Source organism: Bosea sp. 124, from assembly GCF_003046175.1.
GTDB lineage: Bacteria > Pseudomonadota > Alphaproteobacteria > Rhizobiales > Beijerinckiaceae > Allobosea.
Map to the genome: position 1 here is coordinate 5,420,219 of NZ_PZZM01000001.1, position 15,329 is coordinate 5,435,547.

Sequence of the window (15,329 nt, forward strand, 5' to 3'; positions counted from 1 at the left end):
CCGCCGGCTGGCGGCGCGCTCAGCGCGCGCCGGTCACGGCGGCGATCGCGTCGGACATGATCTCCAGACCCTGATCGATCTCAGCATCCGAGACGGTCAGGGGGGGCGCGATCCGGAACACGCCGCCCATGCCGGGCAGCTTGACGATGTTCATGCTGAGACCCCGGCGCATGGCTTCCGCCATGACGTCGGCGCCCAGTTCGAAGCCCGGCGCCTTGGTTTGCCGGTCAGCGACGATCTCGAGCCCGAGAAGGAGCCCTCGCCCGCGCACGTCTCCGACACATTCGAATCTCTGCTGAAGCGACAGCAACCCATTGCAAAGCCTCTCGCCGCGCGCGGTCGCCTGCTCGACCAGCCCGTCGCGTTCGACCACGTCGAGGACCGTCACGCCCACCGCTGCGGGCAGCGGATCGGAGACATGGGTCGTGTAGAAGAGGAACCCCCGCTCGCGGGCCTTCTGCTCGATGGCCTCCGAAGTCATGACCGCCGCGAGCGGCAAGCCGGCGCCGAGGGTTTTCGACAGGGTGAGGATGTCGGGCGTGACGCCGTCGCGCTGGAACGCGAACATGTCCCCGGTCCGGGCGATGCCCGTCTGCGCCTCGTCGAGGATCAGCAGCATGCCGCGCTCCTCGCATTTGCGCTTCAGCGCGGCGAGGTAGCCAGGCGGGAGTTCCAGGATGCCGCCGCTGGAGAGGATCGGCTCGGCAATGAATGCCGCGAGATTGCCGGTCGACTGGCTGTCGACCAGTGCAAACGCGTCATCGAGTTCGGTCTGCCAGTCGTTCGTGCCATCGGGATGGGCGAAGCGCGGGCGGTAGGAGTTCGGAGCGGGGATGACGAAGGAGCCGGCGGCTGCCGGCCCGTAGCCCTTCCGGCCGGCGCTGTAGGTGGCCGAGGCGGCCGCTCCCGTCATGCCGTGCCAGCTCTGCGCGAAGGCGACGATCTCATGCCCGCCGGTCACGAGCTTTGCCATCCGGATGGCCGCTTCGTTCGATTCAGCCCCTGTCGTCAGAAGTTGCACGCGGTCGAGGCCGGGCGCGAGAGCGGCCAGACGCGTGGCCAGATCGACGACCGGCCGCGACAGCATCCCGCTGAAGAGATGGGCGACCGATCGCATCTGCCGGTCGACGGTCGCGACGATATCGGGGTGGGTATGGCCGAGGACGGCGCTCATCTGGCCCGAGGTGAAATCCAGAATGCTGCGGCCGTCGGCGTCGTAGACGAAACTGCCCTCGGCCCGCTCGACGATGATCGTTTCGAAATCGGGCCCATAGCGCGTCAGATGCTTGTTCGCGGCGGCCCAGAAAGCGGGATCGGCGTTCAACGACATGGGATCACCTCGGAAGCGGGAGTTTCCCATGGATAGTTGCGCCTGCTGCACTGCGCAAATTGATAGTATTTTAAGCCGATATCGATTTAATTGATACCATGCGCACGCTCGATCTCGCTTTGCTTCGGAACTTCGCCGTCGTCGCCCGCACCGGCTCGATCAGCATTGCATCGTCGCAGGTCGGACGGACGCAGTCGGCCTTGAGCATGCAGATTCAGCGCCTCGAGGCGCTGACCGGCCAGCCGCTTCTGCACCGGACCGGGTCGGGCGTGCGGCTGACGACAGCCGGCGAAAAGCTGCTGGCTCATGCCGAATCACTGCTGGCCAGACATGACGAGATCCTGGCCGACATGCGCGGGACCGGCCTCAAGGGCTCGGTGAGCCTCGGCTGCCCGGAGGACTACTCGATTGCGTTCCTGCCGGACCTGCTCAGGGGCTTTTGCTCCCTCCATCCGGATGTCGAGCTGCGCATGGTCTGCGCGCCCACTTCGGAGCTGCGCCCGCTGCTGCATCGGCGACAGATCGAGATGGCGCTCGTTTCCCTGCCGGATCCGGCCGGCGGCGAGGTCATTCGGCGGGAAAGCTTCGTCTGGGTCGCAAACGAAGCCAAGCCGGATATCCTCGCCCAGCCCAGCCTCCCGCTGGCGCTGTCCGCGCCTATGACCCTGGACTACCGCGCCGCCTGCGATGCGATGGAAGCGATCCATCGCCGGTACAGGATCGCCTTTGCCAGCAACAGCCTCGCCGGCCTGATTGCCATCGCCCGGTCGGGTCACGCCATCAGCGTTCTGACCCGGATGGCGGTTCCGCCGGATCTCCATATCCTTTCGGCCGGATTGCCGCCGCTTCCCGCGATCGGGATTGCATTGGAGTTCGCCGAGCTACGGCCGTCGGCCGCCGCAAGGGCGTTGGGGGACCATATCCGCGGCGTGCTGCCTACGCTCTGATGCGATGTGGCACCGATTGCGTCCGCCTCCCCTGGCGCCAATTCCCTGTTGGTGACGGCCATGCCAACATGGCGAGATGAGTCACCGCATTCGACCGGCCGTCGACACTGACCTTGAGGCTGTTCGGGAGATCGTCCGGGCGGCCTATACCCATTATATCGCCCGCATCGGGCGCGAGCCGGGGCCGATGCTGGACGATTACGGCGCCTTGATCGCGGAAGGGCGTGTCCAGATCGTCGAGCATGACGGCATCGTGCAGGGGCTGCTCGTCCTCGTCCCGCAAGCCGACGCGATGCTGCTGGACAATATCGCCGTCTCGCCACAGGCGCAGGGCGCCGGCCTGGGCCGCATGCTGTTGGCCCATGCCGAGCAGGCAGCCGTCGCAGCGGGTTATCGCTCGATCAGGCTCTACACCAACGAGGCGATGATCGAGAACATCGCGCTTTATGCCCGGATCGGCTACGCGGAAACGCATCGCGTCGAGGAAAAGGGGCTGCGGCGGGTCTACATGATCAAGCCGCTCGGTGGCGCCCCCGCTGCGTAGCGGACGCAGCAGCCTCCCGGCTCATGAGCCCCAATCAACGAAAAGCCCGCCGTCTCCGGCGGGCTTCGTCATTCTCGCCAGCCTGTGCGGGCGCTCAGATATCCTGCTCGGTCTGCAGCGAGGCAACCGGCGCGGGGCCGAGGCCATCCTTGTTGTAGATGTCGTCGCGGAACTGCACGCCGCCATCGGGCGTCGCCCAGGCGGTAACGTAGACCCAGTAGCACGGCACCGGATTGCTGATGCGCGCATTGATGCGCTCACCCGAGGCGATCGTGGCGTCGATCTTGGCGCGGTCCCAGCCGGGGGTGTCCTTGAGCAGCCAGGCGATGTAGTCGCGCACGTTCTGGACGCGCATGCAGCCCGAGGAGACGAAGCGGAAATCGTCGCCGAAGATGCCCTTGGCCGGCGTGTCATGCATGTAGACGCCATGCGGGCTCGGGATGTTGATGCGCACGAAGCCGAGCGAGTTGAACTCGCCGCCCGGGTCCTGCCGGAAGGTGTAGCGCGTCGCCTCGTCGGAGTTCCAGTTGACGCGGTCGGGCGCGATCTCGCCGGATGGGCCGATGATGCGGATCTTGTTCTCGGTGAGGTAGCTCGGCTCCTTCCTCATCTTCGGGATGAGGTCCTTCTTGATGATCGAGGCCGGCACCGTCCAGGTCGGGTTGAAGTTGATCTCGGGGATCTTGGTCTGCAGCAGCGGCGACTGGCGGTCGATCTTGCCAACGCCGGCAGCGTGGCGCGTCGCGACGACACCGTTCTCGACGGTCTCGACCATCGCGGCGGGAATGTTGGCGACGACGTAGCGGCCACCGAGATTGCCCGACCAGGAGCGCAGCCGGACCACATTGGTCTCGAGCTGGCGGATACGCCGGTCGATCGGCACGTTCAGGGCGGCGACGGTGGCGCGGTTGATCGCACCCGTGGTGGAGAGACCGACACGCGCCTGGAAATTGCGGACGCCGGCCTCGACATAGGAATCGTAGACATTGCTGGTGCCGGCATTGGCGTCGAGATCGCCGGTGATGATCAGGCGCTGGCGCAGCGCGACGACGCCGGCGCCACGCGAGCCGACACCCATCTTGTCGCCGAGCTGCACGGCCGGCCAGCCGCCGCGGGCAGCGAGATCGCGATAGGCGACGATCGCAGCTTCGGTCGCTTGCAGCGATTCGGGGGACAGCATCGGGGTGTGGGAGCGGGCGACTGCATTGCGTGCGCCTGAATCATAGCTCTGGCGCCACTCCGCCTGCTGGGCGAAGGCCGGCACGGCCGTGGTCGCAGCGGCGCCGGAAAGCAGCGCGAGCACTGTTTCGCGGCGGGTCAGGCTCTTCGTCGACATCGCTTCCCTCTTGAACTCGTCCATCTCGCCCGGCGCCAACACACGCCGCAAGAACACCACCACCCGCTCTGCGCGAGTGACCCGGTATCCAGGCGACGCTGCCGTAGCACAGTTAACGTCGCGTGATGAGAGCGGCGAATTTAGGGCATGGCCGCGTCTTGCCGCATGCATGGCAAGCGTTTCCCGGCGCTGCGAGGCCCAAAACGCGGCGAAGCTCCCGGCACGGGCCGGGAGCTTCGCAATGGTTCCAGAGGCGCTGAAGGCGGCCGACGAGCCCGGTTTCAGAGCTTGTAGCGGATCTGGTCGGTCCAGAAGCGCTCCAGGCGCAGCAGGGCGTTGTTCATGCGCTCGAAGTCGTCGGCCGCGATGCCGCCGATCTGCTCGACCGTGCGGACATGCTTGTCGTAGACGCCCTTCACGAGATTGTGCACTTCGGCACCCTTCTCGGTCAGGCTGATGCGCACCGAGCGGCGGTCGATCCGCGAGCGGGCATGGTGGAGATAGCCGAGCTCGACCAGCTTCTTGACGTTGTAGGAGACGTTCGAGCCGAGATAGTAGCCGCGTGTCCGCAACTCGCTGGCGCTGAGCTCGGCATCGCCGATGTTGTAGAGCAGCAGGGCCTGGACGCTGTTGACATCGTCGCGGCCGCGGCGCTCGAACTCGTCCTTGATGACGTCGAGCAGGCGGCGATGCAGCCGCTCGACGAGAGTGAGTGACTCCAGGTAGAGGGGCTTGACCTTGAGATCAGCCGCTTCAGACCTTTCGACGACCGAAGTCTTGACGCTCGCTTTCATTGTATATCCCGCCTGTTGACCGTCGGTCAGGATTGATCTCCCGATCCGCTTCTGAGAAACACCATAGGCAGGCCGGATGAAAACGAGTTTAAATATCAGGATGAATCGGAGATTTACCCCTTTGGGTGAATGCAAAATGAAGCCAGAAACGCTTAAGCTAAAGCGTTTGTTACCGTGACTCGGCGCAATCGAACGGTGCGACCGCTCAGGAGCCTTCGTTCTCGGCCGCCCATGTCGCCAGGAAATAGGCGAGGATCGCGGCCACGTAAGCGCCCGCCAGCCAGGGCGCCATCGGCAGCAGGCGCGGGAAGAAGAAGGCCAGAAGCAACTGGCTGATCGCAGCCAGCAGCCAGAGCACGCCGCCCCAGGTCGAGGTCAGCCAGAGGCCGACGGCGGCGACGAGATCGATCACCGCGAAATAGACGGTGATCGCCTGGAAGCTGAGCAAGCGAGCCTCGAAGGGCGGCTGGCTCTCGCCGGCCACCCCGAAGATCACGGCCCAGGCGAGCAGGCCCTTGGCCAGCCAGAGCACCGAGAGGATGCGCAGCATCCAGACCAGCACGGTGCGCCAGCGCGTCGAGGCGGGCTCGACACCGCCGGAGCCGTCGTCGGTCCGGACCCCGCGCAGGGCGTCGCCGTCTCCACCGAAGCCCAAGCTCAGGACTCCAGCGCCAGTTCGGCTGCGCCGAGCGGCGCGAAATAGGCTTCGATCGCAGCCGGATCGAGCGCATCGATCGAGGCCGGCTGCCAGTGCGGCGCATGGTCCTTGTCGATGACCACCGCCCGCACGCCCTCGTAGAAGTCATGGCCATGGGCGATGCGCGAGACGATGCGGAACTCGGTACGCATCGCTTCGGCGAAATCCATCCCGGCGCCGCGCCGCATCTGCTCGAAGGCGATGGCGACGCTGGTCGGCGATTTGGTGGCGAGCGTCTGGCGGATCTTGCCGGCGAACTCGCTGCCGGCCGCCGACGCCGCATCGAGTCGCGCAAGAATCGCGTGCAGGCTCGCGGCGCCGAAGCACTCGGCGATGGTCTGCCGCTCGGCGGCGAGCTTCGGCGGGCCAGGATCATGGCTAAAGGCAGCGAGGATGTCGTCGAGTGCCTCGCGCCGCGTCAGCGCATCCGCCAGCTCCGCCATCCGCGCGCTGGGCACGGCATGGGTGGCGAGGCCGAAGGCCAGCGCATCGGCGGCGCCGACACGGTCCCCGGTCAAGGCGAGATAGATGCCGGCCGCACCCGGAAGCCGCGGCAGCGCATGAGTCGCGCCGACATCCGGGAAGAAGCCGATCCCGACCTCGGGCATGGCGAAGAGATAGCGGTCGCCGGCGACGCGATGGCTGCCATGCAGCGAGATGCCGACGCCGCCGCCCATGACGATGCCGTCGATGAGCGCGATATAAGGTTTGGGATAGCGCTCGATATGAGCGTTGAGGATGTATTCTTCGCCCCAGAAGGCCAGCATCTCGTCCTGCCGGCCGGCGCGGCCGAGATCGTGCAGGGCGCGGATGTCGCCGCCGGCACAGAAGGCCTTCTCGCTCGTGCTCGTGACCACGACGCGCTCGACCTGCGGATCGTTCTCCCAAGCCTGGAGGGCGCGGGCGAGTTCGCGCACCATCGGCAGGTTCAGCGCGTTCAGCGCCTTCGGCCGGTCGAGGATGACCATGCCGGCCGCGCCGCGCACCTCGCAAAGGATCTCCGGAGTCTGCGACATGCGGCCTTCTTTCCTGCGGTCTCGGGCCGGTTCTGGGCCGGAGCGCCGGCGCTTGTCAACGCGGCGCCCGAGATGGACACGCGCCTTCGCGGGGGCCGGCATGCGACCAGACGCCCTTTTTTGGAACCGTTCCGATGTGTTAAGAGCGGGTTCCGGCCCTGCCGGCATCAGCGAGCCGACGGAGGCATCATTGGACACCCGGAACGTGCGGCCCTTCCCTGCGCCGCAGGCGCGCCAGGATATCGCGGGCCCCTCGCTCGGGCTGACCCGGCGCATGCGGCGCAACCGCAAGGCGGAATGGTCGCGGCGGCTGGTGCGCGAGACGCGGCTGACCACGGACGACCTGATCTGGCCGCTCTTCCTGATGGATTCGAGCGAGGCGCGCACGCCAGTCGCCTGGATGCCCGGTGTCGACCGGCTTAACATCGACGAGGCCGTGCGCCAGAGCGCGCACGCCGCCTCGCTCGGCATTCCAGCGATCGCGCCCTTTCCCTTCGTCGAGAAGTCGCTGCGCGACCCGACCGGCTCGGAAGCGCTCAACGCGCGCAACCTGATGTGTCGCGCGGTCAGGGCGATCAAGGCCGAGGTGCCGCAGATCGGCATCATTTGCGACGCCGCGCTCGACCCCTACACCTCGCATGGCCATGACGGCGTGATGGATGGCGAGCGCATCCTGAACGACGCCAGCGTCTCGATCCTGGTGCAGCAGGCGCTGGCGCTGGCCGATGCGGGAGCCGACGTGATCGCGCCCTCGGACATGATGGACGGGCGCGTCGGCGCGATCCGCGCGGCGCTCGACGGTTCGGGCCATGAGGACGTGCAGATCATGGCCTATGCGGCGAAATACGCCTCGGCCTTCTACGGCCCGTTCCGCGACGCCATCGGTACCAACGCCACGCTGATCGGCGACAAGCGCACCTACCAGATGGACCCTGCCAATTCGGACGAGGCCATCGCCGAGGTCGGGCTCGATCTCGACGAGGGCGCCGACATGGTGATGATCAAGCCCGGCCTGCCCTATCTCGACATCGTCGCGCGGGTGAAGGACCATTTCCGGGTGCCGACCTTCGCCTATCAGGTCTCCGGCGAGTACGCGATGATCATGGCCGCCGCCGGCAATGGCTGGCTCGACGGCGACAGGGCGATGATGGAAAGCCTGACGGCCTTCAAGCGCGCCGGCGCCGACGGCGTGCTGACCTATTTCGCGCCGCAGGTGGCGGAGAAGCTGAAGGCGGCCGGCTAAGTTCCCGCGAGGACCGTTCATCCTCCACGTCATCGCGGACAAGCCGCAAAGCGGCGCCGATCCGGGACCCATCGGAGGGGATGGCTCCATCATGGATTCCGGAGGTCCGTTTCGCCGCGTCCGGGATGCAGCGTGTTTCAACACATCCGCATCGGCGCTACCGTCGCGCCACATGCGCCCGCTCCTATCGACGATTCTGCTGGTTGTCGCGCTCGCCTCCTGCGGCGAGAGCTTCGACACGGATCAGCAGCGGCTCTGCCGGCAGGCGATCCCGGCGCTGAATGCACCGGGCACGCCGATCGCGATCGAGCGTGTCGAAGACGGCCCGCGGACCAATATGCTGCGGATCCTCTACAGCGTTCCGAGCGCGGCCGGGCCGGCGCGCGGCCGCAGCATCGACTGCCTGTTCGCCGGAGAGGGTCAGGCCCTGCAGCGCGGCGCGCTGATCGGCATCGCCTCCGACGGGCGGCCGATGAGCGATGCGAGCTTCTATCTGCTGCGGCGCTTCTATCTGGAAAACCGCGAGGAGCCGCCGCCCGATCCCGGCGCCGCCGCGACGGACGGGCTGCCGGAGCTGTCGCCCGGCCTCGCCTATGGCCTCCAGCAAGGGCTGAGCGCCCTGCCCTCGGCCGCCATCTACAGCCTGCTCGCCTGCGCTTATGCGCTGATCTATGGACTGACCGGGCGCATCATCCTGAGCTTCGGCGAATTCGCGGCGCTCGGCGCACTCGCCGCAGTGGTCGGCGCGGCACTGCTGGTCTCGATCACCGCCTCGACGCCGGCCTCGGGGCTCGTCGCGGCATTCGTCGTGGCGATCCTGGCCGCCGCGCTGCACGGTTTCGCGATGGGCCGCTTCGTGCTGCGCCCGCTCGACCATGCCTTCGACCCGCAAGGCCAGGGCCGGCAGGCGCCGCTTCGGCAAGCGCCCGGCCAGCAGGTCCTGATCGCGACAATCGGGCTCGCCATCGCGCTGTCGGAGTATCTGCGGCTGGCGCAGGGAGCCGGCCTGCGCTGGCTGGCGCCGGTCTTCAACGAACCCTTCGCCTTGGCGCGGGCAGGTAGCTTCGTCGTGACCGCGACACCGCTCGGCCTTGCCGTCGCCGCAGCGGGTTTCACGGTCACGCTCGGCCTCGTCCTTTTGATCGCGCGCTCGGCCTATGGCAGGCAATGGCGCGCTGTCTCGGACGATGCACGCACCGCCGCCCTCTTCGGCGTCGATGCCCGCGCCGTGCATGACAAGGCGCTGATCCTCGCTTGCGCGGCCAGCGGCATGGCCGGCGTCATCGTCACCGCAGTCTATGGCGGCATGGGCTTTGCCGGCGGCTTCTCGCTCGGCCTGAAGGCGCTGGTCGGCTCAATCCTCGGCGGCATCGGCTCGCCTGCCGGCGCTGCGCTCGGCGGGCTTTGCATCGCGCTCTTCGAAGTGCTCTGGTCGGCGACCATGCCGCTGGAACAGCGCGACGTCGCGGTCTACGCGCTTCTGACCGTGGTGCTGATCCTGCGGCCCGGCGGCTTCTTCGGCGACGGCGCGCTGGCGCCGCGTCATGTCTGACGATCGATCCACCAAAACCCTGCCAGGAACGGAAGCCCTGCCATGAGCGAGCCCTTCGCGATCACGCCCGCGGATGTCGAGGAGGCGGCGCGGCGCATCGAGGGCCATGTCCTGCGCACGCCGCTGGTACCGGCGCCGCGGCTCTCCGAGCTGACCGGCGCGACCGTGCTGGTGAAGCACGAGAACATGCAGGCGACCGCCTCCTTCAAGGAACGGGGCGCCGTCAACAAGCTGCTGACGCTGGACGAGAACGAGCGCGAGCGCGGCGTCATCGCGATGTCGGCCGGCAACCACGCCCAGGCCGTCGCCTATCACGCCAGGCGCTTCGGCATTCCGGCGACGATCGTGATGCCCGAGACGACGCCGCTGGTGAAGGTCGAGAACACCCGCAGCCACGGCGCGCGCGTCGTTCTGCACGGCGAGACGCTCTACGAATCGGCGCAGCGCGCCCGCGAGCTGGCACAAGCCGAGGAGCTGGTCTTCGTCCACCCCTACGACGACCCCGCCGTGATGGCCGGCCAGGGCACGATCGCGCGCGAGATGCTGGAGGACGAGCCGGATCTCGAGATGCTGATCATCCCGCTCGGCGGCGGCGGGCTGATGGCCGGCAATGCAGTGGCGGCGAAGGCGCTGAAGCCGGGCATCGAGCTGGTCGGCGTCGAAGCGGAGCTCTACCCGTCCTTCTTCAATGCGATCAATGCCGACGACCTGCCCGTCGGCGGGCCGACGCTGGCCGAGGGCATCGCCGTCAAGACCGTCGGCGTCCAGACCCTGCCAATCGTCTCCAGCCTTGTCTCCGACATCGTGCTGGTCGGGGAGGACCTGATCGAACGTGCCGTCAACGCCTATGCCAGCCTGCAGCACAGCCTTGCCGAGGGCGCCGGCGCCGCCGGCCTCGCCGCCATGCTGAAGGAGCCCGGTCGCTATGCCGGGCGCAAGGTCGGGCTCGTGCTCTGCGGCGGCAACATCGACACCCGCCTGCTGGCCGCGATCATGGTGCGCGAACTCGAGCGCGAGGACCGCATCGTCGCCTTCCGCCTGACCACCAGCGACCGGCCCGGGCTGCTCGGCAAGGTCGCGAGCCTGCTCGGCGAGCATGGCGCCAACATCCTCGAGGTCAGCCATGGCCGGCTCTTCCTCGACGTGCCAGCCAAGGGCGTGACGCTTGACGTCACGGTCGAGACCCGCGGCAGTGCGCATTCGGCCGCGATCGAGACCGCCTTGCGCGAGGGCGGTTTCGCGCCCCATCGCGTCCTGCCGCGCGGTCTTGCAGAACCGGCGCGCTGACCAGACATTAGGGAGGCGGGCGGCGAAGTCCCGCGCATGACAGGGCTCGACACGCAGATGACCGACACACGCTACCGCCAGCCCCCGATCGTCGCGGTCGGCGAGCGCCCCGTCCAGGACGTCAGCGGCGTGCTGGGTTCGCGGATCTTCGCCTGGATCGGCGACATCATCGTGCTCTTCATCCTGGGCACGATGATCTACTTCGCGCTGTTCCTGATCGGGATCGTCACTTTCGGTGCCGCCTGGCTGCTGATCCCGATCGCCAGCGTCGCGACCGCCCTCGGCTACGCCGCGCTGACGATCGGCGGCCCGCGCCAGGCGACCTGGGGCATGCGCATGGCCGGGCTGCGGGTCGAGACCGTCACTGGCGGGCGGCCGGACGGGCTGGCGGCGGCCGTGCACGCGCTGCTGTTTTATGTCGCCGCCGGCACGGTCGGGCTCTGGGTGCTCAACGTGCTCTGCGGCCTCTTCCGCAGCGACCGGCGCCTGGGCCACGACCTGCTCACCGGGCTGGTGGTGGTGCGCGCCTGAGCGCAGGCCGACCGGCGCTGCGCGGGCTTCAGCGCCGGCCTGTCTTGCCGCCGTCGGCGTGCTGGTCGAGGCGGTCGAGGACAGCAAGCGCTGCCTGCACGTCGCCCGTTGCCGCGACGCTGCGGAAATGATTCTCGGTGTCCCATGCCGCAAGGGCCTGGGCGCTCAACTGCTCGACCAACTTGTTCACGCTCAAGCCACGGCTCTGCGCAAGCGATTTCAGACGGGAGGCCGTATCGTCAGGCAACCTGATGGTCATGACAGTCATCGTCTCGTCTCCAGAAACTGCGCGGGTGTCAGGATACGCAAGCGCCCGAAGCGCAACTCGCCTCTACCCACGTCCCGCAGATTGTGGGTGATGATCGCCTCCGCCCCGCCGGCCACCGCCAGTTCGATCAAATGATTGTCGGCCTCGTCGGGAAGGTTGGGGCGCCATCCGAAATAGATCGTGACCCAACGGCCCTTCTTGGCCAGAGCTGCCAGGACCTGTTCGCGTTCGGCCGGAGTGGCCCCTGTTGCCCATACCGGCCTCGTCAACAGATCGCGATATTCAAGCCAGAGCGCATTGCCGAACAAGGGTTCGATCTCGCCGACCAGTGCAGCCCGAAGTAAGGCACGCGAAGCACCATCCTGCGAACGCAAGCCGGAAACGAAGACATTCGCATCGATCACGATCGATGTCGGCATGACAGCATATATGCAATCATGTGGCCGGAGATCAAGAATCTCCTGCCAGCTCCAACTGCCGCCGCTCGCCCAGCTGCGACGTTCCGATGACGCTTGTTGACGTCGCGACTGGTGCTACACTGCACGGCGACGCCGTTTCCGGAGCAAGCCTGACGTGACGCGCCCGTTGCGGGACGCCCCGCAATTCTATCTGACGTCGCCAACCGCGTGCCCCTATCTGCCGGGGCGCGAGGAGCGCAAGGTGTTCACGCATCTCGTCGGCGCCCGCGCCCGCGACCTCAACGACGTGTTGAGCCAGGGCGGCTTCCGGCGCTCCCAGAGCATCGCCTATCGCCCGGCCTGCGAGATCTGCCGGGCCTGCGTTTCGGTTCGCGTCATCGTCGACGATTTCCGGCCGTCGCGCAGCTTCCGGAAGGTCTTGTCGCGCAATGACGACCTGATCGGAGAGAGCCTGCCACCGCAGCCGCGGTCCGAGCATTATTCGCTGTTCCGCTCCTATCTGGACCAGCGCCACCCCGATGGCGGCATGGCGACGATGTCGGCGCTCGATTTCGCGATGATGGTCGAGGACAGCCATGTCGAGACCTCGCTGATCGAGTATCGCCGGCGCGGGCCCGACAGCGGCTTCACCGGCAGCGGCCAGGGCGATCTCTTCGCCATGGCCCTGACCGACACGCTGAGCGACGGGCTCTCGATGGTCTATTCGGTGTTCGACCCGGCCCTGGAAGCGCGCTCGCTCGGCACCTTCATGGTGCTGGACCATATCGAGCGGGCGCGCGAGCTGCGCCTGCCTTATGTCTATCTCGGCTATTGGGTCGATGGCTCGCCGAAGATGGCCTACAAGGAGCGCTTCCAGCCGCAGGAGCGCCTGCTGCCGCAGGGGTGGGAACGGGTCGGCTGAGCCCTCCCGCAGATGCGGATCGGGCAGTTGCACCCGCTCCTGCACAGGCAACAGGTTTTGTTCATACCAATCCATGACAATGGTTGCGTGGTGACGACGCTGCGCCACATTGGCTCAGGCTTCGCGCAAGCCTTGCCCGTCATGAGAAAGGCTTGGGGGCGTCATGCTGCACTCCTTGTTCCAACTTGCCGCGGAGACCTCGTCGGATGCACGGCGGAGGCTTCTGCATGCCGTGACGGATCTGTTCTTCTACGATCCCGAGCCCACGGGCATGTCCAAACACCATTATGGCGAGATCGCGCTGCGCGCCCTGCCCCATCTCGATGCGGAGGCGCGTCAGGGCTATGCCGACGAGGTCGCAGCCGAGCCGAACCTGCCGCGCAGCGTCGCCAACGCACTCGCCGGCGATCCCGAGAGCGTGGTCGCACGGCTGGTGCTGCGCCTGTCCCCCGTCCTGACCGACCGGGACCTCGCGGCGATCGCCCTCAACCAGTCGCAGGAGCATCTCGCCGCCATCGCCGAACGCGTCCGGCTGTCCGAAAGCGTCACCGACATCCTGGTGGATCGCGGCGACAACGGCGTGCTGAAGACCGTGGGCGGCAATGAAGGCGCGGAGTTTTCCGACGAGGGCTTCAACCGCCTGCTCGAGCGCGGCCGTGCAGAGCCGTTGATCCCGCGCGCCGTCGCGATCCGCTCCGACCTCAGCGAGGGGCGCGCCGAACGCGTCATGCGCATGCTCGCCGAGCTCGGCGTGGATACCGACATCGACTTCGCGCCCGAGAGCGAGGCCGCCACGATCGCACGGCAGGCCCGCCAGCAACGGCTCGAGGTGAGCCAGCTCATGAAGGACGTGAAGGCCAAGACGCGCGTCGTCGACGACGTGCTCATCATGCTTGCGGAGGAAGACCGGGCCTATCACCTTGCGCAGGTCATGGCGCGTGCATCCGATATCGGGGTCGAGCAGGCGCTGCGCGCCCTGCTGAGGCGGGACGTCAGCGGCATCGCGCTCGCCTGCCGCGCACTCGATATCGGCTTTCCCGCCTTCGCGGCGATCCTCGGCTTGCGCGCGCGACGCCTGATGTTCGCCAACAAGGATGTCGAGGAGGATCTGCGCCGCTATGCCCAGATCGAGACGGCGGCGGCGGAGCGCGGCATGCGCTTCATCCGGATGAAGTCGAAGCTCTCCTGACGGCGCGAAGCCGCCTGGAACGATCGGCCGGTGGAGCCTGCGGCGCTATTCCGAGGAATTCGTGAATTCCCCCGGATCACGCATGGTCATCTTAAGGTTCGGGCAAGCGCCGTCGTTTAGGGTGGCCCGATCATTGACCGGAATGCATGATGCTCAGCTCGTTGACCCGGATGCCCGCAGAGATGTCGTCGGATTCCCGACGGCAGCTTCTCAATGCCGTGACCGACCTGTTTCTGCTGGATGAGGCTCCGAACGAGGCCTCCCAATCCCATTACGGCGATATCGCCACGCGGTCGCTGCCCTATCTCGAAAGCGACGCCCGCCGCGACTATGCCGACCGCGTCGCCGCAACAGCGACGCTGCCGCGCGACGTGGCCGTGACGCTGGCCTCCGACGCCGACGCGGATGTCGCGCGCCTCGTGCTCAAGCTTTCGCCGGTGCTGACCGACACCGATCTCGCGGCGATCGCCGTCAGCCAGTCGCAGCGGCACCTCGTGGCGATCGCCGAACGCGTCCGGCTGTCCGAGAGCGTGACGGACATTCTCGTCGAGCGCGGCGATCGCGAGGTCCTGCACACGGTCAGCGCCAATGAGGGCGCGAGCCTGTCGGAGCAGGGCTTCGACCGGCTGATCGAGCGCGGCGGCAAGGACGACCAGATCAGCCTGGCGCTCTCGACACGCTCCGACCTGACGCCCCACCGGGCCGAGCGCGTCATGCGCATCGTCGAACAGCTCAGCGACGAGGGAAAGCTCTGGACCAAGGCGAACAGCGAAACGGTGACGCTGGCCCGGCAGGCGCGCCATCAGCGCCTGGAGATCAAGCTGCTTCTGGTCGACCTCGCCGCCGGCACGCGCCCTCTGGACGAGATCGTCAGCATGCTCGCCGATGAGGACCGGGCCTTCCATCTGGCGCTCGTCTTCGCGCAGATGGCCAGTCTCACCACCGACCAGGCCCTGCGGGTGCTGATGCAGCGCGACGCCAGCGGCATCGCCGTGACCTGCCGGGCGCTGGGTGTCGGCACCGAGGCCTTCGAGGCCATCCTGACCCTGCGCGCGAGGCGGCTGATGTTCGCCAAGAACGCGAGCAAGGACGATCTGCGCGACTATGCAGCGCTCGATCCGGCGATGGCGGAGCGCACGATGCGCTTCCTGAAACTCAAGACCAGGCTCGCCTGATCGTCGGCGCGCCACAAATCCGCGACATTCGCGCGACCTCATGATAGCCTGATTACGTCGCGCGCAGGCTGGCCTTGCGCGAGACCGGGCGAGGAACGGC

16 protein-coding genes are annotated in these 15,329 nt (G+C 67.3%); 9 read left to right on the forward strand and 7 right to left on the reverse strand.

The window, feature by feature from the left end; translation table 11 throughout:
• Positions 1-19: 19 nt before the first annotated feature.
• Positions 20-1,330, reverse strand: a complete 1,311-nt coding sequence (locus C8D03_RS25740; protein ID WP_108050923.1) for an aspartate aminotransferase family protein — start codon at positions 1,328-1,330, stop codon at positions 20-22.
• A gap of 98 nt (positions 1,331-1,428) precedes the next feature.
• Between C8D03_RS25740 and C8D03_RS25745 the strand changes: the two genes are divergently transcribed.
• A complete protein-coding gene (locus C8D03_RS25745) occupies positions 1,429-2,277 on the forward strand; it encodes a LysR substrate-binding domain-containing protein (protein ID WP_108050925.1) in 849 nt (282 codons plus the stop codon).
• Between the two features lie 76 nt (positions 2,278-2,353).
• Positions 2,354-2,821 carry a GNAT family N-acetyltransferase gene (locus C8D03_RS25750; protein WP_108050927.1) on the forward strand — a complete coding sequence of 156 codons (468 nt, stop codon included), beginning with the start codon at positions 2,354-2,356 and terminating at the stop codon, positions 2,819-2,821.
• Positions 2,822-2,915: 94 nt separating this feature from the next.
• Here C8D03_RS25750 and C8D03_RS25755 read toward each other — a convergent pair whose 3' ends face one another.
• From C8D03_RS25755 to C8D03_RS25770, 4 genes are all read right to left on the reverse strand, one after another.
• Positions 2,916-4,157 carry a L,D-transpeptidase family protein gene (locus tag C8D03_RS25755; RefSeq protein ID WP_108051994.1) on the reverse strand — a complete coding sequence of 414 codons (1,242 nt, stop codon included), beginning with the start codon at positions 4,155-4,157 and terminating at the stop codon, positions 2,916-2,918.
• 281 nt (positions 4,158-4,438) lie between these two features.
• Complete coding sequence (gene ldtR, locus C8D03_RS25760; RefSeq protein WP_108050929.1) at positions 4,439-4,951, reverse strand: transcriptional regulator LdtR; 513 nt, start codon at positions 4,949-4,951, stop codon at positions 4,439-4,441.
• Positions 4,952-5,156: 205 nt separating this feature from the next.
• Complete coding sequence (locus C8D03_RS25765) at positions 5,157-5,606, reverse strand: DUF6163 family protein (protein ID WP_108050931.1); 450 nt, start codon at positions 5,604-5,606, stop codon at positions 5,157-5,159.
• 2 nt (positions 5,607-5,608) lie between these two features.
• The gene (locus C8D03_RS25770; RefSeq protein WP_108051995.1) at positions 5,609-6,664 is read right to left on the reverse strand and encodes an enoyl-CoA hydratase/isomerase family protein; all 1,056 of its coding nucleotides are present in this window, start codon (positions 6,662-6,664) and stop codon (positions 5,609-5,611) included.
• A 205-nt stretch (positions 6,665-6,869) separates the two neighbouring features.
• Here C8D03_RS25770 and hemB point away from each other — a divergent pair, with 205 nt between their 5' ends.
• The 4 genes from hemB (at position 6,870) to C8D03_RS25790 (ending at position 11,277) form a co-directional block, all read left to right on the forward strand.
• Positions 6,870-7,907, forward strand: coding sequence for a porphobilinogen synthase (hemB, locus tag C8D03_RS25775; protein ID WP_248308732.1), 1,038 nt, complete (start codon positions 6,870-6,872; stop codon positions 7,905-7,907).
• A gap of 172 nt (positions 7,908-8,079) precedes the next feature.
• Positions 8,080-9,459, forward strand: coding sequence for a branched-chain amino acid ABC transporter permease (locus C8D03_RS25780; protein ID WP_181301267.1), 1,380 nt, complete (start codon positions 8,080-8,082; stop codon positions 9,457-9,459).
• Positions 9,460-9,501: 42 nt separating this feature from the next.
• Positions 9,502-10,746, forward strand: a complete 1,245-nt coding sequence (locus C8D03_RS25785) for a threonine ammonia-lyase (protein ID WP_108050937.1) — start codon at positions 9,502-9,504, stop codon at positions 10,744-10,746.
• A 36-nt stretch (positions 10,747-10,782) separates the two neighbouring features.
• A complete protein-coding gene (locus tag C8D03_RS25790; protein ID WP_108050939.1) occupies positions 10,783-11,277 on the forward strand; it encodes an RDD family protein in 495 nt (164 codons plus the stop codon).
• A 28-nt stretch (positions 11,278-11,305) separates the two neighbouring features.
• Here the strand turns inward: C8D03_RS25790 and C8D03_RS25795 are convergent, their stop codons facing one another.
• Entirely contained in the window at positions 11,306-11,545 is a 240-nt protein-coding gene (locus C8D03_RS25795) for a ribbon-helix-helix domain-containing protein (RefSeq protein WP_108050941.1), read from the reverse strand.
• Complete coding sequence (locus C8D03_RS25800) at positions 11,542-11,964, reverse strand: putative toxin-antitoxin system toxin component, PIN family (RefSeq protein ID WP_108050943.1); 423 nt, start codon at positions 11,962-11,964, stop codon at positions 11,542-11,544. The genes C8D03_RS25795 and C8D03_RS25800 overlap by 4 nt, the downstream gene beginning before the upstream one ends.
• 154 nt (positions 11,965-12,118) lie before the next feature.
• On the opposite strand from C8D03_RS25800, the gene C8D03_RS25805 reads away from it, so the two are divergent.
• The 3 genes from C8D03_RS25805 (at position 12,119) to C8D03_RS25815 (ending at position 15,229) form a co-directional block, all read left to right on the forward strand.
• Positions 12,119-12,865, forward strand: a complete 747-nt coding sequence (locus C8D03_RS25805) for an arginyltransferase (RefSeq protein ID WP_108050945.1) — start codon at positions 12,119-12,121, stop codon at positions 12,863-12,865.
• A 232-nt stretch (positions 12,866-13,097) separates the two neighbouring features.
• Complete coding sequence (locus C8D03_RS25810) at positions 13,098-14,054, forward strand: DUF2336 domain-containing protein (protein WP_181301268.1); 957 nt, start codon at positions 13,098-13,100, stop codon at positions 14,052-14,054.
• Positions 14,055-14,236: 182 nt separating this feature from the next.
• Entirely contained in the window at positions 14,237-15,229 is a 993-nt protein-coding gene (locus C8D03_RS25815) for a DUF2336 domain-containing protein (RefSeq protein ID WP_181301269.1), read from the forward strand.
• Positions 15,230-15,329: the final 100 nt, after the last annotated feature.